The 24472-nt window shown below is 70.4% G+C and carries 20 protein-coding genes and 1 pseudogene; 3 read left to right on the forward strand and 18 right to left on the reverse strand.

The genetic code is table 11. The annotated features are described in order from the left end of the window. Positions 1 to 94: 94 nt before the first annotated feature. Both ftsZ and VKQ35_RS09090 read right to left on the reverse strand, forming a co-directional pair. Positions 95 to 1570 carry a cell division protein FtsZ gene (gene ftsZ, locus VKQ35_RS09085; RefSeq protein WP_324360734.1) on the reverse strand — a complete coding sequence of 492 codons (1476 nt, stop codon included), beginning with the start codon at positions 1568 to 1570 and terminating at the stop codon, positions 95 to 97. 262 nt (positions 1571 to 1832) lie between these two features. Continuing rightward, positions 1833 to 2705, reverse strand: a complete 873-nt coding sequence (locus VKQ35_RS09090; protein WP_324360736.1) for an enoyl-CoA hydratase-related protein — start codon at positions 2703 to 2705, stop codon at positions 1833 to 1835. Positions 2706 to 2969: 264 nt separating this feature from the next. Here VKQ35_RS09090 and VKQ35_RS09095 point away from each other — a divergent pair, with 264 nt between their 5' ends. Further along, positions 2970 to 4040 (forward strand): PEPxxWA-CTERM sorting domain-containing protein, encoded by a 1071-nt coding sequence (locus tag VKQ35_RS09095; RefSeq protein WP_324360738.1) that lies wholly within the window; start codon positions 2970 to 2972, stop codon positions 4038 to 4040. 3 nt (positions 4041 to 4043) lie between these two features. Here the strand turns inward: VKQ35_RS09095 and ftsA are convergent, their stop codons facing one another. The 5 genes from ftsA to murC all read right to left on the reverse strand — a co-directional run bounded on the left by ftsA (position 4044) and on the right by murC (position 9722). After that, entirely contained in the window at positions 4044 to 5441 is a 1398-nt protein-coding gene (ftsA, locus tag VKQ35_RS09100) for a cell division protein FtsA (protein WP_324360740.1), read from the reverse strand. A 20-nt stretch (positions 5442 to 5461) separates the two neighbouring features. Beyond that, entirely contained in the window at positions 5462 to 6394 is a 933-nt protein-coding gene (locus tag VKQ35_RS09105; RefSeq protein WP_324360742.1) for a cell division protein FtsQ/DivIB, read from the reverse strand. Continuing rightward, the gene (locus tag VKQ35_RS09110) at positions 6342 to 7307 is read right to left on the reverse strand and encodes a D-alanine--D-alanine ligase (RefSeq protein WP_324360744.1); all 966 of its coding nucleotides are present in this window, start codon (positions 7305 to 7307) and stop codon (positions 6342 to 6344) included. The genes VKQ35_RS09105 and VKQ35_RS09110 overlap by 53 nt, the downstream gene beginning before the upstream one ends. Positions 7308 to 7374: 67 nt before the next feature. After that, a complete protein-coding gene (murB, locus tag VKQ35_RS09115) occupies positions 7375 to 8277 on the reverse strand; it encodes a UDP-N-acetylmuramate dehydrogenase (RefSeq protein ID WP_324360746.1) in 903 nt (300 codons plus the stop codon). Further along, entirely contained in the window at positions 8274 to 9722 is a 1449-nt protein-coding gene (gene murC / locus VKQ35_RS09120; protein ID WP_324360749.1) for a UDP-N-acetylmuramate--L-alanine ligase, read from the reverse strand. The genes murB and murC overlap by 4 nt, the downstream gene beginning before the upstream one ends. 624 nt (positions 9723 to 10346) lie before the next feature. Here murC and VKQ35_RS22045 point away from each other — a divergent pair. Next, a pseudogene (locus VKQ35_RS22045) lies at positions 10347 to 10448 on the forward strand (PEPxxWA-CTERM sorting domain-containing protein); the annotation flags it as partial. On the opposite strand, the gene VKQ35_RS09130 reads toward VKQ35_RS22045, so the two are convergent. After that, complete coding sequence (locus tag VKQ35_RS09130; RefSeq protein ID WP_324360753.1) at positions 10445 to 11686, reverse strand: metallophosphoesterase; 1242 nt, start codon at positions 11684 to 11686, stop codon at positions 10445 to 10447. The pseudogene VKQ35_RS22045 and the gene VKQ35_RS09130 overlap by 4 nt on opposite strands. A gap of 89 nt (positions 11687 to 11775) precedes the next feature. On the opposite strand from VKQ35_RS09130, the gene VKQ35_RS09135 reads away from it, so the two are divergent. After that, positions 11776 to 13020 carry an NF038122 family metalloprotease gene (locus tag VKQ35_RS09135; protein ID WP_324360755.1) on the forward strand — a complete coding sequence of 415 codons (1245 nt, stop codon included), beginning with the start codon at positions 11776 to 11778 and terminating at the stop codon, positions 13018 to 13020. On the opposite strand, the gene murG is transcribed toward VKQ35_RS09135, so the two are convergent. From murG to VKQ35_RS09185, 10 genes are read right to left on the reverse strand one after another with little or no spacing between them, the layout of a single operon-like run. After that, positions 13017 to 14111, reverse strand: coding sequence for an undecaprenyldiphospho-muramoylpentapeptide beta-N-acetylglucosaminyltransferase (gene murG, locus VKQ35_RS09140; RefSeq protein ID WP_324360757.1), 1095 nt, complete (start codon positions 14109 to 14111; stop codon positions 13017 to 13019). The genes VKQ35_RS09135 and murG overlap by 4 nt on opposite strands. Positions 14112 to 14135: 24 nt before the next feature. Next, a complete protein-coding gene (ftsW, locus tag VKQ35_RS09145; RefSeq protein ID WP_324360759.1) occupies positions 14136 to 15377 on the reverse strand; it encodes a putative lipid II flippase FtsW in 1242 nt (413 codons plus the stop codon). Next, positions 15374 to 16783: a UDP-N-acetylmuramoyl-L-alanine--D-glutamate ligase gene (gene murD / locus VKQ35_RS09150; RefSeq protein WP_324360761.1), complete on the reverse strand. Its 1410-nt coding sequence runs from the start codon at positions 16781 to 16783 to the stop codon at positions 15374 to 15376. Before murD ends, ftsW begins: the two co-directional genes overlap by 4 nt. 19 nt (positions 16784 to 16802) lie before the next feature. Continuing rightward, the gene (gene mraY, locus VKQ35_RS09155) at positions 16803 to 17918 is read right to left on the reverse strand and encodes a phospho-N-acetylmuramoyl-pentapeptide-transferase (RefSeq protein ID WP_324360763.1); all 1116 of its coding nucleotides are present in this window, start codon (positions 17916 to 17918) and stop codon (positions 16803 to 16805) included. Beyond that, complete coding sequence (locus VKQ35_RS09160; protein WP_324360765.1) at positions 17918 to 19315, reverse strand: UDP-N-acetylmuramoyl-tripeptide--D-alanyl-D-alanine ligase; 1398 nt, start codon at positions 19313 to 19315, stop codon at positions 17918 to 17920. The genes mraY and VKQ35_RS09160 overlap by 1 nt, the downstream gene beginning before the upstream one ends. Then, entirely contained in the window at positions 19308 to 20756 is a 1449-nt protein-coding gene (locus VKQ35_RS09165) for a UDP-N-acetylmuramoyl-L-alanyl-D-glutamate--2,6-diaminopimelate ligase (protein ID WP_324360767.1), read from the reverse strand. Before VKQ35_RS09165 ends, VKQ35_RS09160 begins: the two co-directional genes overlap by 8 nt. Then, positions 20753 to 22513: a penicillin-binding protein 2 gene (locus VKQ35_RS09170; RefSeq protein ID WP_324360769.1), complete on the reverse strand. Its 1761-nt coding sequence runs from the start codon at positions 22511 to 22513 to the stop codon at positions 20753 to 20755. Before VKQ35_RS09170 ends, VKQ35_RS09165 begins: the two co-directional genes overlap by 4 nt. Then, positions 22510 to 22929, reverse strand: a complete 420-nt coding sequence (ftsL, locus tag VKQ35_RS09175; RefSeq protein WP_324360771.1) for a cell division protein FtsL — start codon at positions 22927 to 22929, stop codon at positions 22510 to 22512. Before ftsL ends, VKQ35_RS09170 begins: the two co-directional genes overlap by 4 nt. Beyond that, positions 22926 to 23858, reverse strand: coding sequence for a 16S rRNA (cytosine(1402)-N(4))-methyltransferase RsmH (rsmH, locus tag VKQ35_RS09180; RefSeq protein ID WP_324360773.1), 933 nt, complete (start codon positions 23856 to 23858; stop codon positions 22926 to 22928). Before rsmH ends, ftsL begins: the two co-directional genes overlap by 4 nt. After that, positions 23855 to 24328 carry a division/cell wall cluster transcriptional repressor MraZ gene (locus VKQ35_RS09185; protein WP_324360775.1) on the reverse strand — a complete coding sequence of 158 codons (474 nt, stop codon included), beginning with the start codon at positions 24326 to 24328 and terminating at the stop codon, positions 23855 to 23857. The genes rsmH and VKQ35_RS09185 overlap by 4 nt, the downstream gene beginning before the upstream one ends. Positions 24329 to 24472 lie beyond the last annotated feature (144 nt).

Consider the following 24472-nt stretch of genomic DNA (forward strand, 5'->3'; position numbering starts at 1 on the left):
TCGCAATGTTTCGGTTAACGGAGTCCGAAAACAGAAGCGCCGCGGAAGCCCTTCAAGGCCGCCGCGGCGCTCTGTGGTTCGTTAAGATTTTCAGTTAGTTCGCGAGACGCCGCAGGAACGACGGGATCTCCAAATCCTCGCCCTGATGCGCCTCCTGCTCGGGCTCGATGGCCTCCGCTGTGGCCGCGCCGCCACGGCTGGGCGCCGGACGCGGCTGGGCCGCCTGGGGCGCCGGCTGCGGGGCGTCGTAGCGCGGCCGCGAACCGAACATCGACAGGAACCCGCCGCGCGGCTTGCGCTCCTCGTAGGCGGGCTCGGCGAACAGCGGCTCGTCCTCGGTCTCGGCGGCGGCCGGATCGACGATACGGGCCACGGGCTGGACCACCACCGGCGCGGCCGGGGTCGCGGCCACGGGCGCGGCGTAGAGGTCGGGTTGCTCTTCCTCGACCGTCTCGGCGGCGAGCACGGGCTCGGCGACCGGTTCCGGCGACGACGCGTAGGCCGGGGCCGCGGCGGGCTCGGGCGCAGCGGCGCGTTCCGGCATCATCAGCGGCGGCGCGGTCATCGGCCGGCGCTCGAGCTTGGGCTCGATGGCGGCGATCGAGGCGCCGTCCATGCCGGTGGCGACCACGCTGACGCGGATCATGCCGTCCAGCGACGGGTCGAAGGCGGCGCCGAAGATGATGTTGGCTTCCGGATCGACCTGTTCGGAGATGGCGTTGGCCGCCTCGTCGACTTCCAGCAGGGTCATGTCGAGACCGCCGGTGACGTTGACCAGCACGGCCTTGGCGCCCTTCAGCGAGACTTCGTCCAGCAGCGGGTTCTGGATGGCGTTCTGGGCGGCCATCAGGGCGCGGTCTTCGCCCGTGGCTTCGCCGGTGCCCATCATCGCCTTGCCCATCTCGGTCATCACCGTGCGCACGTCGGCGAAGTCGAGGTTGATCAGGCCCGGCAGGACCATCAGGTCGGTGATCGAGCGGACGCCCGAGTGCAGCACCTGGTCGGCCATGCCGAAGGCTTCGGCGAAGGTGGTCCGCTCGTTGGCGACTCGGAACAGGTTCTGGTTCGGGATGACGATCAGGGTGTCGACGTAGCGCTGCAGCTCGCCGATGCCGGCATCGGCCAGGCGCATGCGGTGGCGGCCCTCGAAGTGGAAAGGCTTGGTGACCACGCCCACCGTCAGGATGCCGCGTTCGCGGGCGCACTTGGCGATGATCGGCGCGGCGCCGGTGCCGGTGCCGCCGCCCATGCCGGCGGTGATGAACACCATGTGGGCGCCGTCGAGGTGCTCGCCGATCTCCGGGATGCTCTCCTCGGCCGCGCTCATGCCGATCTCGGGGTGGGCGCCGGCGCCCAGACCCTGCGTCGCCAGGACGCCGAGCTGGACCCGGCGGTCGGTCTTGGCGAAGGCCAGTTGCTGGGCGTCGGTGTTGGCGACGACGAACTCGACGCCTTCCAGTCCCGCCTCGATCATGTTGTTGACCGCATTGCCGCCGGCCCCGCCGACGCCGAACACCACGATGCGCGGCTTCAGTTCCGTCGCGCGTGGCGCTGAGAGAGAGATGCTCATGGGACCCCTGCGTCCTTCCCGATTCTGCGGCCCGACGCGCCCCGGTTAACCGACCGAAGCGCCCTCGTAAGGAAGCGTTAAGTACGCGCCCACATCCTTAATCGAGCGTTAACCGCATACCGTGAGTCGGGCCGGGGTCGAGCGCTGCGGTGAGGAAAAATATCCTTGCGTCACAAGGCGTAAGCCGAATCAGGCGCGCGCCTGCGGCAAGGTGACTCGCCTCAAGACTGTGGACGACCGCCTTGAGTCGGGAAAGGCGGCCCTATCGGTCCCACCACGGGTAACCCTTGGGCATGTCTGAAGAAACCCGGCCCGGGAAGACCGGCGGCCGCTTTTCGAGGAAGGCCGAGACGCCCTCGCGGACGTCGTCAGTGGCGCCCAGGGCCATGGCGAGCGCACCATCGACCTTCAGCGCCGGCCAGGGCGCCGGCTCCGGCGACAGGCGCCACAGCATCTGGCGCGTGATGGCCACTGAGATCGGCGCGGTGTTGTCGGCGATAGAGCGTGCGATGGCCCGGGCGCGCGGCAGCAACTCGTCGGCGGAGACCACCTCGCTGACGAGGCCGCCCGTCAGCGCCTCGCCCGCAGAGAACAGCGCCCCGTCGAGGCACCAGCGCAGCGCCTGAGGCAGCCCCACCAGACGCGGCAGGAACCAGGCGCTGCCGGCCTCGGGGACCAGGCCCCGGCGGGCGAAGACGAAGCCGAACTTCGCCGTGTCGGCGGCGATGCGGATATCCATGGGCAGCGTCAGCGTCAGGCCGACGCCGACCGCGGCGCCGTTGAAGGCGGCGATGGAGGGTTTGCGGCACTCGAAGATCGCCCCCACCATCCCCGCGCCGCCCGCTCGCCCCTGGCGCCCCTGCGAGACATCGCCAAACGAAACCGACCCCTCCGCCGAGGTTGTGTCGAAGGCGTCGGCTCCCGCGGACATGTCGGCGCCAGCGCAGAAGCCGCGGCCAGCGCCGGTGACCAAGACCACCCTCACCTCGTCGTCCAGGTCGGCCGCGTCAAAGGCCCGAGCCAGCTCGGCGCCCATGGTGGCGGTGTAGGCGTTGAGCTTCTCGGGCCGGTTCAGGGTGATCTGCATGATCCCCTGCTCGACCTCGCAAAGGATGTGTTCGTAGGCGCCCGACATGGCGAAACCTCCCACTGCCGCGCTGCAGGAACGCCGGCGTTTCAGGGCAGGTTAGGCTCTTGACCCCGCGTCGGGACAGAGGCGCGGTGAAAGGCGTCGGTTCGGCGCAGGCCGGGAGGTCTCCCCCAAGCCAGATCGCCGGGCTGCGGACCGCCTGCATGCAACTCGCTGACGTGCGCTGCAACTGCCCGCGTGTGAGGTTTTTCGCCACAAACGGCGTCCGCTGAGGGGGCCAGGTTCCGTCCCGGGCGACGGAGGATGGCTATGAAGCGAGTTGTTGTCGCGGCCCTGGCCGCTGGCTTGACGCTGGCCGCCGGCGGCGCCCTGGCGGCGGATATCATCACCGGCGCGGGACCGGGCGGCGGCCCGCAGGTCAAGAGCTTCGCCACGCCCAGCCTGGCGGCCGACGCCTCGTTCTACGCCTACGCACCCAGCTTCACGGGCGGGGCGTTCGTGGCGGCGGGGACCGAGGGAGGCCAGTCGGTGATCGTGACCGGAGCGGGCGCCGGCGGCGGCCCGCACGTCAATGTCTTCGACGCGAGTGGCCAGACCCTCCTCAAGAGCTTCGACGCCTACGCGCCATCTTTCACCGGCGGGGTCTCGGTGGCCACCGGCAATTTCGGCGGCACGGACGTGATCATTACCGGGGCGGGCGTCGGCGGCGGCCCGCACGTGAAGGTCTTCGACGCCGGCAGCCTCAACGTTCTCGCCAGCTTCGACGCCTTCGACCCGGGCTTCACAGGCGGCGTCTCGGTGGCCTCCGGCGATGTGAACGGCAAGGACGTGATCATCGTCGGCGCGGGCGCGGGCGGCGGGCCGCATGTCAAGGTGTTCGACGCCGCGACCCTGGCGCCGGTCTACAGCTTCGACGCCTTCGACCCGGGCTTTACGGGGGGCGTCTCGGTGGCCTTCGGCGAAGTGAACGGAAAGGACGCGATCATCGTCGGGGCGGGCGCCGGCGGCGGGCCGCAGGTCAAGGTCTACGACGCCGACACGCTCGCCCCGCTCGACAGCTTCGACGCCTTTGCGCCGACTTTCCTGGGCGGTGTCTCGGTGGCGGGCGGGCTGTTCGACGGCCATGACAGCATCATCGTCGGGGCCGGCGCGGGCGCGGACCCGCATGTGAAGGTATTCGACGCCTCGACCCTCGGCCTTGAGGCCAGCTTCGAAGCCTACAGCGAGACCTTTACCGGCGGCGTCCATGTCGCCGGCAGTTTCGACGCCCCGCCAGGCGGGGTTCCCGAGCCCGCGGCCTGGGGTCTGATGCTGGCGGGCTTTGGCCTCGTGGGCGCCGCCCTGCGCCGCGGCGCCGGATCGCGGCCTGCAGTCGGCTAGACGCTAGAGGTTTTCCCGAAGCCAGCTCGCCGCCTTGGCGACCGGGTTGGCGCGCGGGTCCAGCGGCTCGCGGCGCAGCTTCGCCGAGGCGAGCGCCTTGGCGCTGACCGCCTCGCGGGGGCCAAAGGCGGCGCGGTGCAGGATGCCGGCGGCGGCGGTGAAGGCGGGCCCGCTCGCGGCGTCGGCCAGGTGCGGCACGCGGCGCGGCCGCCCCAGACGCACCGGGCGGTCGAAGACGCGGACGGCGACTTCGCGGACGCCGGCCAGCTGGCTCGCGCCGCCGGTCAGCACCAGGCCCGCGCCCGGCTCGACCGGGGCGCCGGAGTTCTTCAGGCGGTCGCGGAGCAGTTCCAGGGTCTCTTCGACGCGAGGCGCGATGATTCCCTTCAGGAGGCTACGCGGCGCGATGACCGGGCCCGCGCCGGGATCGTCCCCGCGCGGCGGGGCTTCGATCATCTCGCGGTCCTCGTTGGCCGACGCGATGGCGCTGCCGTGCAGTGTCTTGATGCGCTCTGCGCCGGCGATGGAGGTGGAAAGCCCGCGGGCGATGTCCTGGGTCACGTGCTGGCCGCCGACCGGCACGGTCTCCACGTGAACCAGGGAGCCGGCCGTGAACACCGCCGCGGAGGTCGAGCCGCCGCCCATGTCGATGCAGACGCTGCCCAGATCCATCTCGTCCTCTTCCAGCGCGGCGAGCGCCGAGACGAAGGGGGCGGCGACGACGCCCTCGAACTGCAGGTGCGCGCGCTCGACGCAGGCGCCCAGGGTCTGGAACACGGCCTCCGAGACGGAGACGACCAGCAGCTCGACGCCGAGCGTGCGGCCGAACATGGCGCGCGGGTCGCGCACCCCGCCCTGCCCGTCCACCGACCAGGAGATCGGCAGGATGTGGGCGGCGCGCCGGCCCGGCAGCTTGATCTGGGCGAGCGCATTGCTGATCGCGCGCACCAGGTCGTGGTCGCTGATCGGCCGCGCGCCGATGGAGACCCGGCCGGCGACGCGGTTGGAGGTGAGCTGGCCGCCGGCGGTGGCGACAGTCACGCTCTGGACGTTGACGCCGGCGACGTTCTCGGCCCGCTCGACGGCCTGAGCGATGGCTTCCGAGGCCTCGTCGAGGTTGACGATGGAGCCGCCGCGCACGCCGCGCGATTGGACGTACCCAACCCCAGCCGTCGTGAGCGTCCGGTCGCCCTTGTGGACGCCCTCGGGCTTCATGATGAAACAGGTGACCTTGGAGGCGCCGAGGTCGACGGCGGCGACCACCGGCGGGCGCACCAGGGCCGCCTTCAGCCCGTCGCGGCCATCGCGCCTATCGCCGCTGGCCGGGACCGGCCCCTGGGACTTGCGGCGCTCGGCCTGCCGCTCTGGGGGCGCTTCCGCGCGGGTGGCCAACTTCAACATCGACTAGGCTTCCATCTGGGTCATTGCCCCGCCGCGGTCGGCGAGGGTTGTTGCGTCTGGACAGGCAGCGCCTGGTTGGGCCTTGGGCGGACCGAGACCACGTCGGGATTGCGCAGATCGATGCGGTCGAAGCCGAGTTCGAGGATGCGCGAACGCTGGTCGAGGCGCTCCAGATGCATCAACGCGCTTTCGACATTGTCGGCGGGCAGCTGGATCAGCGAACCGTCCTTCATGCGCACGTCCCAGCGGCGGTCGTCGACGCGGACCAGCGCGTCCATCTGGCCGATCAGGCGCGGGCGCTGGGCGATCACCGGCAGGATCTCCGGCGCGTGGGCCGCGGCGCCGTCGCCCACCACCAGCGGCAGGGTCGCAAAGCGCGCCGGATCGGCTTCCTTGATCACCTGGCCGTGGTCGTCGATCACCAACTGGCGCCCGGCGTGCTGCCAGACGGCGAGCTGGCGATGCTCCACCACCGCGACCACCAGAGTGTCGGGCAGCAGGCGCACGACGCGCGCCTCCTTCACCCAGCCGACCCTCTCCACGCTCTTGCGTAGGTCGGTGAGGTTGAGGCCCAGGATCGGCTGGTTCTTGTAGACGCCGGCCGCCTTGACGATGTCGGCGGTGGCCATTGGCGAGGCGCCCTGCACCTCGATGGTCTTCAGCCGGAAGCCGGCGGCGCCGAAGCGGGCGTCGACGCCGCTTCCGATGGCCTCGGCCAGGCGTTGGCCGCGGTGGCCGGTGGCGAGCGCGCCGACGGTGGCGAGGGCAAGGATCGCAGCGGCGCCGATCAGGACGACTTTCGCCGACGGGCCGTGATGGTCGCGGGCCGGCTTGGGCGCCCGGCGCGCGGCCCTGGCCGGTGCGGCGGCCGGACCTGAGCGCGCCGCCTTCTGGGGCGCTCTAGCCGGGGACTTCGCCTGTACGCGCGACCCTCCCCGCACCGCCGCCGCCATACGCGTCCTCCGTGATCCAAAGCACCAGCCGGTCGAAATCCACGCCCTGCAGAGCCGCCTGCTCAGGCACGAGCGAAGTGGGCGTCATCCCGGGCTGGGTGTTCACCTCCAAGAGGACAAGAACATCGTTAACATCGTCGTAACGAAGGTCGGATCGGGTGACCCCGCGACAACCGAGCGCGGCGTGCGCCATCTCGGCGAGTTTCAGCGCCTTTTCAAAAGCATGCGGCGGGATGGGCGCGGGCACGACATGTGTCGATCCGCCATCGGCGTACTTGGCCTCGTAGTCATAAAATCCGGTGCGCGGAATTATGTCGGTGACGGTCATGGCCTTGCCGTCCATCACGCCCACCGAAAGCTCCTTGCCGGCGATGTAGGGCTCGATCATCACCTCCTCGCCGAAGGTCCAGCTGGGCGCGATGAGCTCCTGCGGCGGACGGTTGGCGCCCTCAAAGACCAGGAACACGCCGACCGACGAGCCCTCGGCGTTCGGCTTGACCACATAGGGCGGCGCCATGACGTGGTCGGCCGCGGCCTCGAAGCGGTTGAACAGGCCGCCGCCCGGCACGGCGACGCCAGCGGCGGAGAGGACAGCCTTGGCCTTGGCCTTGTCCATGGCCAGCGCCGAGGCCAGCACGCCGGAATGGGTGTAGCGGACGCCGATCGTCTCCAGCACGCCCTGCACGCAGCCGTCCTCGCCCCACTCGCCGTGCAGGGCGTTGAAGCAGACGTCGGGCTTCAGCTTCGTCAGCACCTGGGCGAGGTCGCGGCCGGCGTCGACCCTGGAGACCCTGGCGCCCAGGCGCTTGAGCGCGTCGGCGCATTCGCGGCCCGAGACCAGGCTCACCTCCCGCTCGGACGAGAGCCCGCCCAGGAGGACGGCGACATGGACGCCTGAAAGGGGTGCGGTCATCGGCTTCGACTCAGGGACAGAGGGTTCGGCGAGGATGACACGCCGGTGACCGAGACGGCAGACCGGGTCAAGCGCGCCCGATCCGTTTGATCTCCCATTCCAGATCGACGCCGGTCTTGGCGCGCACGTCGGCCCGGACCGCCTCGCCCAGGCCCTCCAGGTCGGCGGCGGTGGCCTCGCCGGTGTTGATCAGGAAGTTGGCGTGCAGCGGTGAGAACATCGCCCCGCCATAAGGCTTGCCCCGCCAGCCGGCGTCGTCGACCAGCTTCCAGGAGGAATGGCCGGGCGGGTTCTTGAAGGTCGAGCCGCCGGTCTTCTCACGGATTGGCTGGGTCTGCTCGCGGCGCGCGGTGATCTCGTCCATGCGCGCGGCGATGGCGGCGGGGTCGTCGGGCCGGCCCTGGAACAGGCCGCCCAGGAAGACCAGCGGCTCGGCCGCCGCGCGGGCCGACCTGCGGTAACTGTAGCCAAGGTCGGCGTTGCTGAGCGTCAGGCGTCGCCCGTCGCGCGTCAGCGCATAGGCCTCGACCAGCACGTCCTTGGTCTCCGACCCGTAGCAGCCAGCGTTCATGACCAGGGCGCCGCCGACCGAACCCGGCACGCCGCGATAGAACTCCAGCCCGGCGATCCCGGCCTTGCCCGCCTCGCGCGCCAGGAGAGCGTCCAGCACCGCGGCCCCGGCGAAGATGCGGCTCCCATCGCGAGGCTCTGTGGCCGCGAACGCCTTGCCCAGCCGGATCACCACGCCCTCGACCCCGCCGTCGCGCACCAGGGTGTTGGAGCCCACGCCCAGCAGGGTGACCGGCACGCTGGCGTCGAGGCCCTTCAGGAATTGCGCGAGGTCGTCCTCGTCCTGCGGCAGGAACAGCACGTCGGCCGGGCCGCCGACCCGGAACCAGGTGAAGGGGCCAAGCGGCTCGTCGCGGATCAGCTTGCCGCGAACCTCCGGCAGCCGGTCGCGCCAGGTCATTCCGCGGCAGCCCCGTTCGCCGCCGAAAGGGCTGTCAGCTGATCCGGCAGGGCATAGGACCAGGCGGTGATGTCGCCGGCCCCCAGCAAGACCACGAGATCGCCGGCCCTGGCCTCCTCGCCGACGATCCGCGGCAGGTCGGCGGGCGTCTCCAGGGCCAGCACGCGGCGATGGCCGTAGCGGCGCAGGCCCTCCACCAGGGCGTCGCGGTCGACGCCCGGAATCGGCGCCTCGCCGGCCGCATAGACGTCGGCCACGATCACCACGTCGGCGTCGTTGAAGGCGTGGCAGAAGTCGTCGAAGAGGTCGTTCAGCCGGGAGTATCTGTGGGGCTGCACGACCGCGATCACCCGGCCGTCGGTGACCGCGCGCGCGGCCTTCAGCACGGAAGCGATCTCCACCGGATGGTGGCCGTAGTCGTCGATGATCCGCACGCCGTTCGCCACGCCCGTGGTGGTGAAGCGCCGCCGCACGCCGCCAAAGCCCGCCAGGCCCTTGCGGATGTCCTCCGGCTTCACGCCCAGCTCGCGCGCCACGGCGATGGCGGCCAGCGCATTCATCGCGTTGTGGTGGCCGGCCATCGGCAGGTGCAGGCCGTCGTAGCGGATCGCCGTTCCATCCTTGCCGGCCTGGGGGAGCGGATGGATCACCACGTCGAAGTGGCAGCCATCCGGCCCCATCGTCAGGTTCTCCGCCCGGACCTCGGCCTGCGGATTGACGCCATAGGTGACCAGGCGCCGGTTCTCCACCCGGCTGGCCATCGCCTGAACCTCCGGGTGGTCGGTGCAGACCGCCGCGAAGCCGTAAAAGGGGATGTTCTCCACGAAGTCGCGGAAGCCCTTTTTCACCGCCTCGAAGTCGCCCCAGTGGTCCAGGTGCTCGGCGTCGATGTTGGTGACGATGGCGACCGTCGACTTGAGCTTCAGGAAGGTGCCGTCGCTCTCGTCCGCCTCGACCACGATCCAGTCGCCGGCGCCGACCTTCGCATTGGTGCCGTAGGCGTTGATGATGCCGCCGTTGACGACGGTAGGATCGAGCCCGCCGGCGTCCAGCAGGCAGGCGACCATCGAGGTGGTGGTGGTCTTGCCGTGCGTGCCGCCCACGGCGACGGAGAACTGCAGCCGCATCAGCTCAGCCAGCATCTCGGCGCGGCGCACCAGCGGCAGGCGCCGCTCGCGGCCGGCGACCATCTCCGGATTGTCGGCCTTCACCGCGGTGGAATAGACGACGGCGGAAGCCCCATCCACATAGGCGGCGTCATGGCCGATGAACACCTTGGCCCCCAGCTTCTCCAGCCGCTCGGTGTTGGCGCTGGCCTTGGCGTCGGAGCCCTGCACCTGATAGCCGATGCGCAGCATGATCTCGGCGATGCCGCTCATGCCGATGCCGCCGATGCCGATGAAGTGCACGGGGCCGATGTCGAAAGGCACGGGGCGGCGGGTCATGGTCCGGTGCTAGCGTTTTTCGCACGTCCTCGGAATGGCGAAAACTTCGCATCCTGGGTGTGAACCGTTGTTATGCGAGCGCGGCCTGTCAGGTTGCCGCCCGAAGCGCACGCCTGGGGGCGACCGCGCGTGGAGTCCAAGATGCGTAGAATTTCAATCGCGCTGGCGGCGATCGCCGGCGCACTCGGCCTGACCGCCCAATCGGCGCAGGCGACGCCGATCACCTTCATCGAGACGGTGAACGCCAGCGGCATGCTCGGCGCCGACGTCTTCTCCGACGCCCTGGTGACCTTCACCGGAACGGCGGACACGACCGACGTGGTCGGGGCTTACCAGATCAGCCACCTGCCGATCAGCGTCGACGTCGCGGGCCTGGGGTCGGCTGCGTTCACCGACGACTTCCTGCTGTACGCCAACAACAACGGCCCCAACATCGGCATGGGCGACATCACGACTGGCCTCGCCCTCCTGTACGTCGGCGGCCCGCTTGGCGGCTACGACCTGCAGAGCAACTTCTCGCTGACCGGCATCTCCCAGAAGAACCTCGGCGCCAGCTACAACACCACCGCCGGCGCCTTCAGCTTCCGCACCACGGCCGAGACGGCGACCTTCCAGGCGCAACTGGGCGCCGTGCCGGAACCGGCCGCCTGGGCGCTGATGATCTCGGGCTTCGGCTTGGCCGGCGCCGCGCTCCGCCGCCGGCGCGCGGCTTTCGCCCCGGCTTAGACCGCCGCGCAGGTCAGACGCCCGGCGTGCAGCGCGCACCGGGCGATCGGCTTGTCGGTGAGGTCGTGGAAGACGCCGATCCAGTCGTCGCCGCGCCCCTGCCGGTCGAGGACGAAATAGCCGAAGCGGTCCATGCCGAAGGCCTGGGCCTGGCTTCCGTCCACCGGGATCGTCGCCTGGACCACAGACGAGGCCTTGTCTGAGTCCAGCACGTCGCCGCCGGTGCCGACCACCAGCTCGCTCGGCCGTCCGGCCCCGAAATCCAAGCTGTAGAAGGTGTGCAGGTGACCGGCGAGGATGGTCTCGGTCTTGCCCAGCCCCTGGGCCTTGACGGCTTGGCGCTCGTTGACGTTGCCGCCGGTGTCGGTCAGCGCCGGGCCGGTGCGGAAAATCTCCCAGAGCGGCCGGTGGGTGATCAGCCAGACCGGCTGCTTGGCCGCCGCCAGCGGTTTCAGGTCGTGCGCGAAGGCCTCGGCCTCGGCGGGGACCGGTTTGCTGTCGTCGGGGTCGGCGCTGTCTAGGACGCCCAGGCTCACGCCGCCGATGTCCACCAAGAAGGTGTCGCTGTGCGCGGGGCAGGCCCTCACCTTGAGGTCGGCGTCCAGCAGGCGGAACCAGCCCGCGCCGCCCCGTTGGCAGTCTTCGTGGTTGCCGCGCGCGAAGACCCAGGGGGCCGCGGCCAGCAGACCGGCCGCCGGGTCGAACAGCTCGGCCTTCCACGACGGCCAGCGGTCGCCGTAGGGGCTGCCCGCGCAGCCCGCCGCCCCGGCCGGGCACGGCGTCTCGCGATAGTAGTAGTCGCCCACGTGGATCACCAGGTCAGGCTTCTGGGCCGCCGCCAGGTTGGCCACCCGGGCGAAGGGCCAGCCGGCGACCGGGTCGTTGCAGTTCTGGATCACCTTACCCTTCAGCCGGCAGCCGCTATCGCCCAGGATCACGATCCGCTGCGGCAGGGTCCGTGGCAGCGGCAGGGCCTGACCTGCAACCGATGCGTGTTTCACCCCGCTCGGCAACGCGGCTTCGCAGACGCTGTTGGCGAAGGCCTCGCTCGGCGCGGCGCGCAGCGTCATGCGCGCGGCCTTGCCGTCCACCTCCAGGACCGGACAGGCCTCGCCCTCGGCGACCGCGCGGACCTGGGCGCCGGCCCCGGTCATCTGCACCCAGGCGGCCAGCGGCGCGGCGGCCGCGGGGCCGGCCAGACACAGCCATGAGACCAGGGCCGCCGCGGTGATTCTCATGGACGCTCTCCCCGAGGCCGAACGGCCCGACGGCGGATCATAGCCGCTCGCGAGCTCGGCGGCACCGTCGTTGGCGCAGGTCGACGCCGTTGCAAACACGTATCAAATGGGCCGAATTCGCCTGTGACGGTAACAGAATTGACAATATTTCAGACCGGGCGACACTACCCCAGGTCGAGGGCTGCGCGGCGGATGCGGATTGGCGCCGACAGTTGCCGTTTCCCTCGTTCGACGGGCCGTGCGCGGCCGCTTGTTTTGGGGTGATCGGGGGGTTCCGCTCACACCGCTTTTGGGGAGGGCAGCAGATGTCCCGGACTCGGCTCTTTGACCGTAAGCGCCTGCTCGGCGCCGTCGCGGCCTCGGCACTGCTCGCGGCGGCAAGCCAGGGCCACGCCCTGACGATCAACGCCACCTTCGACTCGTCGATCACGAGCCTGTCGAACGCGGCCGCGGTCGAGGCCGCGATTAACAACGCCGTCAGCTTCTACAGCGTGTTCACCAACCCAGCGACAGTGAGCATCGACTTCCAGACCGGCGGTGGGTTGGGCAGCAGCAATACGGCTCTCTACTTCGACAGCTACTCGGACTACGTTTTCGGCGGCCTGACGGGCAACTCGCTCAGCAATCCGCAAAACACCGTCCTGTCGACCGCGCTCCAGCCCGCAAACCTCGCAGCCGGCAACAAGGCCGACATCATTATCGCGACCGCCGCCGGCTTCCGCGCGCTTGGCTATGACGCGCCCGGCTTCCTGGGGGCCGACGGCCTTGCGGGCGATGGAACGTTCGACGGCGTCGTCTCGCTCAACACGGCGATCATGGACTTCACGAACACCCCGAACGGCGGCCTCTACCCGGCCAACAACGTGATCCAGCATGAGGTGGACGAGGTGCTCGGCATTGGCGGCCCCGGCACCTTCGTCTCTCAACCCTTCGGAGCGCATCCCTTCGGCGGCAATTTGACCTACATGGGCGCCGAGGACCTTTATCGCTACGGCGCGCCTGGCGTCGCCAGCTTCACCACCGATCCCCACGCCAAGTCGTATTTCTCCTACGATGGCGGCAATACCGACGTCCAGGACTTCAACCAGGTGGGCGGCGGCTCCGACTATGCGGACTGGAAGACAAGCTGCAGCGGCCCGCAGAACGTCCAGGACGCGTTCGGCTGCCCGGGCAAGCCGCAATTGCACCTGAACCTCGGCTCTCCCGAGGTGACCGCCCTGCAGGCGATCGGCTACGACGTCACGGTTCCTGAGCCCTCGGCCTGGGCGCTGATGATCGCGGGCTTCGGGTTGGCCGGCGCGGCGCTGCGGCGGCGTCGCGCGGCGATCGCCTAGACCCCGGCGGTCTGCTCGACCACGTCGGCGAGGCGCTCGGCCGCGTCGGGGATCGCGACGGCGCGGGAGGCCGCGGCCATGCGCGCCAGGCGCGCGGGGTTGGTCAGCAGCTTCTCCAGCGCGCCGGACAGGCTCTCGACGGTGAGCTGGCTTTCGCGCGCCACCTCCGCGCCACCGGCGTCGGCCAGCAGTTTGGCGTTCTGGCCCTGGTCGTCGTCGAGCGCGATGGCCAGCGGCACCAGGATCGCGGGCTTGCCGGCCACCGCGAACTCGCAGACCGAGCCCGCGCCGGAGCGGCCGATCACCAGGTGGGCTGACCCCAGGCGGCTGGCCATGTCGCGGAAGAACGGCGCGATCTCGGCGTCGACCACGGCGTTGCGGTAGGTGCGCCGCGCGACCTCCATGGATTCCGGTCGGGTCTGCTGCTGCACCATCAGCCGCTGGCGCAGGCCGTCCGGCAGGGCGGCGATAGCCTCCGGGACCAGCTCGGAGAGCAGGCGCGCACCCTGGCTGCCGCCGGTGACCAGCAGGCGGATCGGCCCCTCCGCGCCCGGCGGCGTATAGGGCAGATCGGCGAGCGCCCGGATCGCCGGGCGCACCGGATTGCCGACCACGGTGGCGCGGCCGGCGACGTCGGCTGGCGCCTTGAGGAGGGTCGGGAAGGCGCAGGCGACGCGGGTCACCCGGCCCGCCAGCATCCGGTTGGCGCGGCCCATCACCGCGTTCTGCTCGTGGATCACCGTCGGTCGCCTGTCGATCAGCGCGCCCACCAGGGCCGGGGCGGACGGGTAGCCGCCAAAGCCCACCACCACGCGCGGTCCGATCTCGCGGTAGAGGGCGCGGGCCTGCATCGCGCCCCGCAGCACGGCGATCCCGGCGCGGGCCATGCCGATCGGGTCGCCGCGGCGGAAGGTGGCGGCGGAAAGCCCGATGCGGCGCTCGGCCGGGAAGTCCTGCGACAGGCCCGCCACCCGCTCGTCGGAGGCCAGCACGATCGACCAGCCCCGCGCGATCAGCACCTCGGCCAGCGCCTGGGCGGGGAACAGGTGTCCGCCAGTGCCCCCGGCGGCGAGAACGGCTGTCTTACGCATGAAGCTTCTGGCGCATGGGTTCGCTTAGGCGAACGCGCCGGCCTTGGCGAGGCCTTCGCCGACGGTATAGGCGCCGGGCCGGCGCCGCGTCAGCGCCAGCGCCATGCCGAGCGTCAGCCCCATGGCCAGCATGGACGAGCCGCCATAGCTGATGAACGGCAGGGTCATGCCCTTGGTCGGGATCAGGTCGAGGTTCACCGCGATGTTGATGATCGCCTGCTGCCCGACCAGCACGAAGAGGCCGGCGGCCGCCACCTGCTCGAAGGGGTCGTTGAGCTTCATCGCCCGGTAGAGCCCGCGGACCACCACGAAACAGAACAGCGAGATCACCAGGATCAGGAACACCAGGCCGAATTCCTCGGCGCCCACCGAGGCGGCGAAGTCGGTGTGGGCGTCGGGGATGGCGCGCTTGAGCACGCCCTCGCCCGGGCCGCGCCCGAAGAAACCGCCGGCCGCCTGGGCCACCTTGGCGGCGTCCACCTGGTGGGTGTCGGCCTTGTCCGGCGACAGGAACCGGTCGACCCGGCTGGCCACGTGGGGGAACAGGAAATAGGTCGAGCCCAGGCCCGCGACCGCCGCCGCGCCCAGGCCCATCACCCAGGACATCGGCACGCCGGCCATCCAGAACGCCGCCCCGAAGGCCACCGTGATCAGCACCGTCTGGCCAATGTCCGGCTGGATCAGCAACAGAGCGATCGAGACGAAATAGAGCCCAAAGGCGATGGAGACGCCGGGCACGCCATTGCCCTTCTGGCCCTCGGAGAACATCCAGGCGACCAGGATGATCAGGGCAGGCTTCATGAACTCCGACGGCTGCAGCGAAAAGCCGCCGAACTCCACCCAGCGCGTCGCGCCCTTGGCGTTGTGGCCGAGCAAGGGCAACGCCACCATGATGGCGATGGCGATCAGCCAGATGAAGAAGGCGCTTCGTCGGACGTTCTTCACGTCGAGCATCGAGACGACGATCAGGATCATCGCCGCTCCAGCCGCGAAGACGCACTGGCGCACCGCGAAGTGGAAGGGGTCGCCGATGTTCATCCGCGCCGCCGCCGCCGGGCTGGCGGCGAACGCGATGACCATGCCGATGGCGATGAGCAGCGCGACGGCGCCCAGGATCCAGTGATCCACCGTCCACCACCACACGCCCACCGGCGAGCGGTCGGAGCGGGCGAAGGCGTGGGTGGCTTGGGCGCGCGAAGATTGGGCGCGAGACGATTGGGCGCGCGAAGACGGCGTGCGGGGCTGATCGGGCGTGGCCACGGTCATGCCGCACCTTTGGCAGCATGCGTGAGTCGTTGCACGGCGGCTCTGAAGGCTTCGCCGCGCGCCTCGAAGTCCGGGTACTGGTCGAAGGAGGCGCAGGCGGGCGACAGCAGGACGATGGCGTCGCCGCCGGCCTTCGACGCGTCGGCGTAGGCCTGGGCCACCGCGACATCGAGCGCGCCGCATTCGACGGCCGGCGCCTTGCCCTTCAGGGTCTTGGCGAAATCGGCGGAGGCCTCGCCGATGAGATAGGCCTTGGCGACGCGGCCAAAGAGGTCTTCCAGCGGCTCGATGCCGCCGGTCTTCGCCCGGCCGCCGGCGATCCAGTAGGACTTGGGATAGCTGGAGAGCGCCTGACGCGCGGCGTCGGCGTTGGTGGCCTTGCTGTCGTTGACGAAACGCACGCGGCCCAGCGTCGCCACCGTCTCCATCCGGTGCGCCAGGCCCGGGAAGGTCAGCAGGTGCTCGGCGGCCTCCTGCGGATCGATGCCCAGGCCCTTGGCCGCGGCATAGGCGGCGGCGGCGTTCTGCCAGTTGTGGCGGCCCGGCAGCGAGCGGGCGCGGTTGAGGTCGGCGACCTCCTGGGCGCGCTCTCCCATCGCGTCATAGAGCAGGCCGTTCAGCACATAGACCCCGCGGCCCATGGCCTTGGACGCCGAGACCGGCACGATGGTGCGGCGGTTGGCGGCGGTGATCTCGGTGCAGATCTGCTGGCCCCAGGCGTCGTCGACGCCGATCACCGCGGTGTCGCCCTTGCCCTGGTTCGCGAGAATCCGGCGCTTGGCGGCGACGTAGTTTTCCATCGTCCCGTGCCGTTCCAGATGGTCGGGCGAGATGTTGAGGATGACGGTGACATCGGCGTGCAGGCTGGAGGTCAGGTCGAGCTGGTAGGAGCTCATCTCCAGCACGTAGACCGCGCCCCCGTGCATGTCCTCGAGGTCGAGGACTCCGACGCCGATGTTGCCGCCGATGCGCACGTCGCGGCCGGCCTGGGCGCAGACGTGGCCGATCAGCGCGGTGGTGGTCGACTTGCCGTTGGTGCCGGTGACCGCGACGATCTTCGGGCGCTTGTGCTCGGGCGCGGCGTTCACGGTGCGCGCGAAAAGCTCCATGTCGCCGACGATCTCGACGCCGGCGGCCTTGGCCTTCTCCACGGTCCAGTGCGGGGCCGGATGGGTCAGCGGCACGCCGGGCGACAGCATGAGGGCTGCGAACTGCGACCAGTCGGCGGTGGCAAGGTCGACCAGCGGCAGGCCCTCGGCCTGCGCCGCCGCCCGGCTTTCCGGCTTCTCGTCCCACAGCGCCACCTGCGCGCCGCCGGCCACCAGCGCCCGCGCGGCGGCGAGGCCCGTGCGGGCGAGCCCGAACACGGCGACCGTCTTTCCCTCGAAGCCGCGGACCGGGATCATGGCGTGCGCCTGGCCTCCCCTACCGCAGCTTCAGGGTGGCCAGGCCCAGCAGGGCCAGCATGATCGAGACGATCCAGAAGCGGATCACGACGGTCGACTCCGACCAGCCGAGCTTCTCGAAATGGTGGTGGATCGGGGCCATCAGGAAGATCCTGCGCCCGGTCCGCTTGAACCAGGCGACCTGGATGATCACCGACAGGGTCTCGGCGACGAACAGGCCGCCGATCAGGGCCAGGATGATCTCCTGGCGCGTGGCCACGGCCACCGCGCCCAGGCCGCCGCCCAAGGCCAGCGAGCCGGTGTCGCCCATGAAGATGCGGGCGGGCGGCGCGTTGTACCAAAGGAAACCCAGGCCAGCGCCGATCATGGCCCCCAGATAGATGGCGATCTCGCCGACGCCGGGCACGAAGTGGAGCTGCAGGTAGTTGGCGTAGATGAAGTTGCCGACCAGGTAGGCGATCAGGCCGTAGGCGGCGGCGGCGATCATCACCGGCACGGTCGCCAGGCCGTCCAGGCCGTCGGTGAAGTTGACCGCATTGGCGGCGCCGACGATCACGAAGGCTCCGAACACCAGGTAGAACCACGACAGATTCACCACCACGCCCTTCAGCAGCGGGAAGGCCACCGAGGTGAGCAGGTTCGGCGCCTCGGGCGGCTTGGCGGCGAAGAGGATGATCAGCGCGATCGCGGCCATGGCGATAGCGCTCTCCATGACCAGGCGCGCCTTGCCGGAGATGCCGTCGGTCGAGCGCTTGGTGACCTTGGAATAATCGTCGAGGAAGCCCAGCAGGCCGTAGCCGGCGGTCACCAACAGCACCGCCCAGACGTAGATGTTCGAGAGGTCCGCCCACAAAAGGGTGCCGACACCCAGCCCGGCGAGGATCATCACCCCGCCCATGGTCGGCGTGCCGGCCTTCTCGACGATGTGGCGCTGGATGCCCTCGGCGCGGATCGGCTGGCCCTTGCCCTGCTTGGCCTGCATCCAGCGGATGAAGCGCGAGCCCATGGCCACGACGACCACCTGGGCGGTCAGCACCGACATCATGGTGCGGAAGGTGAGGTAGCGGAGCAGGTTCAGGATGGTCACGTGGCTGTGGCCACCCATCGAGAAGTGCTCATAGAGCCAATAGAACATCAGCCGGCCTCCCCTGGCCGGACGTCGAGCGAGCGCAAGGCCTGGGCGATCAGCCCCGCCTTCGATCCGTTCGAGCCCTTCACCATCACCACGTCGCCGGGCTCTGCGGTCCGCGCGACCAGCGGCGCCAACTCCGCCGCTGTCCCGGCGTAGCCGCCGCGCCGAGTCGACGGAAGGGCGTCCCACAGCGATTGCATCAGAGGGCCGGCGGCGAACACCAGGTCGACCTTGGCGTCGCTCAGCGGCTCGGCCAGGGCGGCGTGGTAGCCGGGCGCATGGGGGCCCAGCTCCAGCATGTCGGTCAGGGCCACGATCCGCCGCCCGGCGGTCTTGCGGGCGCCGAGCGTGGCGATGGCCGAGGCCATGGAGACGGGGTTGGCGTTATAGCTCTCGTCGATCAGCGTGAAGCCGCCCTGGGCCAGGGTCACGGTGCGCTCGGCGCCCCGGCCCTCCAGCGGCTCGAAGCTGCCGAGCGCGGCCAGGCCGTCGCTCAGGCTGACGTCGAGCGCTTCCAGCATCAGCAGCACGGCCATGGAATTCAGGCCCCAGTGCTGGCCGGTCTGCAGGATCGGGAAGTCCAGGCCCTGGCCGTGCCAGCGGGCCTGCACCACAGCATGACCCTCATCGCCCTGGAAATCGATCAGCCGCGCGTCGCAGCCTTCTGCCCGGCCAAAGGTGCGGACCTCGGCGCCGGCCTTCTCCGCCTCGGTCTTCAAGAGGCCGAACCAGCGGTCGTCGGCGTTCAGCACGGCGACGCCGCCCGGTTGCAGGCCCTCGAACACCTCGGCCTTGGCGTGGGCGACGCCGGTCTCGCCGTCCGGGAAGTTCTCGGTGTGGACGGGCCCGACGGTGGTCACCACCGCGGCGTGCGGCCGGACCATGCGGGTCAGCGGGCGGATTTCGTCGGCGTGGTTCATGCCGATCTCGAACACCGCGCGCTCGGTGTTGCTGGGCATGCGGGCCAGCGTCAGCGGGACGCCGATGTGGTTGTTGTAGGACTTGACCGACGAGTGCGCCCGGCCGGCCAGCTTCAGCCCCGCCATGATCGCCTGCGTCACGCTGGTCTTGCCCACCGAACCGGTGACGGCGCCCCGCCTGGCCTTGGGCGCGCGCTCGCGGGCGGCTTCGCCCAGCCGCTCCAAGGCCGCAAGCGTATCGTCCACCATCACCGCCGAGCCCAACACGGCTTGCGAGGCGAGCGCGCCGGCCGCGCCCTTGCCCCTCGCTTCATCTACGAACTCGTGGCCGTCGCGGACGCCGCCCAGCGCCACGAACAGGTCGCCAGGTTCGATGGAGCGGGTGTCGATGGAGACGCCGCTGGCGACGAAGGCGTCGCCGCGGAGCTTGCCGCCGGTGGCCGCTGCGATCTCGGCAGAGGTCCAGAGCGGCTCAGCCATGGAGAGCTTCCGCGGCTTCGGAAACGTCGTCGAAGGGATGGACCACGTCGCCCACGGTCTGGCCCTGCTCGTGACCCTTGCCGGCGACCACCAGGATGTCGCCCTCGGAGAGCTCGGCGGCGGCGGCGCGGATCGCCTCGCGCCGGTCGCCGATTTCCTTGAGGCCAGCGTTTCCGGCCATGATCTCGGCGCGGATGGCGGCGGGGGTTTCGCTGCGCGGGTTGTCGTCGGTGACGATGGCGAGGTCGGCGAGGTCGGCGGCGATCCTGCCCATGAGCGGGCGCTTGCCGCGGTCGCGGTCGCCGCCGGCGCCGAACACCACGATCAGCTTGCCGCGCACGTGAGGACGCAGGGCCTTGAGCACCGTCTCCAGCCCGTCCGGCGTGTGGGCGTAGTCCACATAGGCTTCGCCCCCCCGCGGACCGGTCCCGACCCGCTGCAGCCGGCCAGGAGCCCCCTCGATCTTTTCCAGCCCCGCGAAGGCCTGCTCGGGCGAGAGCCCCGCGGCGATGCACAGGCCCGCGGCGACCAGCGCGTTGGAGGCCTGGAACGCGCCGGCCAGCGGCAGGGTCACGTCATAGGTCTTGCCCAAATGGGCGATCTTCAGCGCCTGGCCATTGGGCAGCAGGCGGCGGTCCAGCAGTTGAAGCCCCTGCCCCGCCTCGCCGACGCTCATCACGCCCTGGCCGGCGCTGACGGCGGTCCCGGCGAACGCTGCGTAGGCGTCACTGTCGGCGTTCAGCACCGCGGTCTTGCCCCGCGTCAGCAGGGTCTCGAACAGGCGCAGCTTGGCGGCGCGGTAGACGCCCATGGTGCCGTGATAGTCCAGATGGTCCTGGGTCAGGTTCAGGAACCCAGCCGCCGTCAGCTTCACCCCGTCCAGGCGCCGCTGATCGATGCCGTGCGAGGAGGCTTCCAACGCGAGGTGGGTGACGCCGGACTGCGCCACGCGCGCCATCAGCTCGGCGACGTCGGCGGCGTCGGGGGTGGTGAGCCCCGGCGGGGTCACCTGCTCGTCCGCGATCCCCGGCGCGCTGACGCGGACACCCAGCGTGCCCATAGAGGCGGCCTTGAAGCCGGCGGACGCGAACATCTGGCGGCAGAAGCCCGCCACCGAGGTCTTGCCGTTGGTGCCGGTCACCGCGACGCAGGTCGCCGGCTGCGCGCCCCAGAAGGCGGCGGCGGCCAGGGCATAGGCGCGGCGCGGGTCGGACGCGATCACCAGCGGCGCCGAGACGCCCTCGATCTCGCGGCCGGCCAGGATGGCGGCGGCGCCCTGCTCCAGCGCGCGCGGCGCGAAGCTGCGGCCGTCGACCTTGGCGCCCGGGAGCGCCGCGAACAGCCAGCCGGGCCGCACCTTGCGGCTGTCGGCGGTGACACCCTGAATCTGCGGGTCGACCGACAGGTCGCGCTTCACGAGGTCGGACAGGCGCATGGTCAATGCTCCTCTCCCACGTCAGGGGCGGCCTGGGAGTCGGGCGGCGGGAAGGGATTGGTCTCGGCGCGCTTCTGGATGCCCAGGATCGGCGCGATCCGCTCGATCACGCGGCCCGCGGCCGGCGCGGCGACGATGCCGCCGGTGGGGTCGCCGCTGGTCGCGGTCCGTTGCGGCTCGTCCAGCAGCACCAGCACGAAGTAGCGCGGGGCGGTGAGCGGGCCGTCGGTCGGGAAGACGGCGGCGAAGGATGAAACCTGCCGGGTGTTCGAATAGTGTTTGATCGCCGGGTCCCACTTCTCGCCGGTGCCGGTCTTGCCGCCGACGTTCAGCCCCGGAATGTTCGCCGACTTGCCCGAGCCGCAGGTGCAGCTGACGTTTGAGCGCATTATCTGCAGCAAGGTGAGCGCCGTCTGCTCCGACACCATCCGCGGGCCATGCACCACCGTGCCGGCCGGCAGCTTCTTGATCGTCAGCGGTAGGAGCTCTCCGCCGTTCATCAGGCCGGAATAGGCCCGGGCCACCGCCAGCGGCGTGACGTTGATCCCGTGCCCGAAGGAGGTTGAGGCGATTGCGTCTTCGTTCCAGATGCGCGGCGTCAGCGGTCGCGCCGATTCCAGCAGCTCCGTCTTCGCCGGCTGGGTCAGGCCGAACTTGTCGAAATAGGCATGCAGCCGCTCCGGCCCGATGGACTCGCCCAGCCGCGCGGTGCCGATGTTGGAGGAGTGCTGGAACACCTCGACCAGGGTCAGGACGGCGTGGGTGGCGTGGTAGTCGGTGATCGGGCGGTTGCCGACCATGAAGGGGTGGGTTGCATCGAAGGTCGAGGTGGGCGTCGCGATGCCGAGGTCGAGGCCGGTGGCGATGGTGAAGCCCTTGAACGTCGAACCCATTTCATAGATCGCGTTGGCCGCCCGGTTCTGGCGCGCGCTCAGGCTATAGGCGCCCGGCTTGTTGGGGTCGTAGGTGGGGAAGCTCGCCAGGCCCAGGATCTCGCCGGTGTGGACATTGACCACCACGCCCGCGGCGCCCTTGGGATGGAACTGGGCGGTGGCCTTGTAGAGCTCGTCTTCCAGGGCCGCCTGGATGCGCAGGTCGATGGAGAGCGGCACCGCGCCATTGCTGGCGGCGGCCTCGCGGACCTCCTGGTTCAGGGCGGCTTCCGCGCCGGCCAGGCCCTGGCCGCCGGTGTCGGCGAAGCCCACCAGGTGGGCGGCGGTGTAGCCCAGCGGATAGACCCGCTTCTGCTCCGGCTCGAAGCTTACGCCCGGCAGGCCGAGGTCGTGAATCTGGGCGCGGACCTCCGGCGTGAGGCCGCCGATCACGAAGGTGCGGCGCCCGGCGCGCAAGGCCTTTTCCAGCCGCTCCGGCGTCAGGTCCGGCAGGTTGGCGGCCAGGACGCGGCGCGTCTCGCCGGCGTCCCAGATCTCGCGCGGGTCGATGTAGAGGCCATAGTGCAGGAGGTCGGCGGCCAGCATCTGGCCATTGCGGTCGACCAGGTCGGCCCGCGCCGCCCCGATCGGCGTCGAATAGCCGTCACCCTCGCCGGCCTTTGAGAACAGCGCCGCGCGGGTCGCGCCGATCGCCAGCACCACGAAGCCCAGGCTGAACAGAATCAGGACGAAGAAGATGCGGATGCGGGTGTCGTCCTCGGCCCGGCCGGAGGCGCGGGCGCGCTCGAAGGCGTGCTCGAAACGCCACATCATTCCGGCCAGGCGGCGCGAGAACCACGAAGGCCCGAAGCTGAGCTGGCCCAGGCTCATCGCGCGGCCACCTGGGTCGGAGCGGCCAGCGGCGCGGCGGGCTCGGCCGGGGCCAGCGCCATGGGGTCAGGCGTCACGTCGATCGGCTTGGCCGAGGGCGCGATGGGCTTGCGCGCCAACTCCGGCAGGGCGTCCAGATCGGCGACGCGCCGCTCGGAGACCGGCGCCAGGCCAAGATAGGTCTCCGACAGACGCTCGATGCGCGCCGGCTGCTCCAGGTGGCTGACCTCGGCCTGCAGCAGGCGCACGCGGGCCTTTTCCTCGCCGATCTGGCGTTCGACAGCGGCGATCTTCGCCCGCTCGCCGCCGGCCATGGTCTTGGCCAGGTAGACGCCCAGGATCAACACGGCCAGCAGGCCAAGCGCGATGAGGTCGACCAGGCGGAATCCGCGGACCCTGCGATTGAGCCAATTCACGCTGCAGCCCTCCACACCGGCGCGTCGGTGCGCACCGCCGCCCTCAGCTTCGCGGACCTCGCCCGGGGGTTCGCCGCCAGCTCCGCCTCCGACGCCGATTGGGCGCCGTTGAACAGCAGCTGGAAGCTCGGCGCCGCGGCGGTGGCCAGCGGCGGCGCATGGCGCGATCCCGCCGGAGTCTTGCCCGCCCGCACCGCGAAGAAGGTCTTCACGATTCTGTCTTCCAGCGAATGGAACGTGACGACGCAGAGGCGGCCGCCGGTCTTCAACGCCCGCTCGGCGGCAGCCAGCCCGGCCTCCAGCTCGGAAAGCTCCTCGTTCACTGCGATGCGGATCGCCTGGAAGGAGCGGGTGGCCGGATGCACCTTGGCGCCGCGCCGGCCGCCCAGCGTCTTCTCGATGAACTCGGCCAGTTCCAGAGTGCGGGTGAAGGGCTGCTCGTCGCGGCGGCGCGCGATGGCGCGGGCGATCCGGCGGCTTTCGCGCTCCTCGCCATAGACGAACAGGATGCGGGCGATCTCGGCGGGGTCGGCCTCGTTCACGAGGTCGGCGGCCGTGGGCCCCTCGGCCGCCATGCGCATATCCAGCGGGCCGTCGCGCATGAAGGAGAAGCCGCGCTCGGCCTCGTCCAGCTGCATGGAGGAGACGCCGATGTCGAGCACCACGCCGTCGACGGCAGCGAGGCCGGTCTCCTCGTCCAGTTCGGAAAAGCGGCGCTCGACCAGGCGGAAGCGGTCGGCGGGCAGGCCGCCGGCGAACTTCGCCGCGCTTGGATCACGGTCGAAGGCGATGACGCTGGCGCCCTTGTTCAGCAGGGCGCGGCTGTAGCCGCCGGCCCCGAAGGTGCCGTCGACCAGAAGCTTGCCGGCGCGGGGTTGCATCGCATCCACGACCTCGTCGAGCAGGACGGGCACATGCGGTGCGTTCATCCGGCTGATCCCGCAGCCAGTTTCGCGGCGCGCTGCTGGGCGCGCATCGTCGCCAGGCCCTCGCGGGCCACCTCGCGCTGGGCGGCGCGGTGCGCCTGGAAGGCCTCGCGGCTCCAGATCTGAAAGCGGTCGCCCAGCCCCACCACCACGACCCAGTCGGTCAGGCCGAACTGCTCGCAGAGGATTTCCGGAAGCGTGATGCGCCCGGCGGTGTCGTAGGAGAGCTGGGCCATGCCGCCCAGCACCGAGACCTCAAGGGCGCTGCGGATCGGGTCGCCGAACTCCAGCTCCTCGATCACGCCCACGTAACGGTCGAACAAGGATTTGCCGCCACCCTCGATGCAGTCGGCCTCGATGGAGGGGAAGCAGAAGACGCCGTCAAAGGGCCCTGCGGTCTGGGCGCGGAAATCCGCCGGCACCACGATGCGCCGCTTTCCGTCCAGCTGTTTCTCGAAGGTGGAGAGAAACACAGCCCAAGCCCCAAAACCAACCGCCCCGCCAGCGGTCCCGCGCCTCGCCCTCCAACCGGCCGCCCCAACGTCCGGGTTTGGTTAGCGAAGTACGAACGGGGTAACATGGGATGAATTGGGAGTAAATGACTCCAATTGACCTTT

It is taken from the genome of Phenylobacterium sp. (assembly GCF_035309685.1).
Classification (GTDB): Bacteria; Pseudomonadota; Alphaproteobacteria; order Caulobacterales; family Caulobacteraceae; genus Phenylobacterium.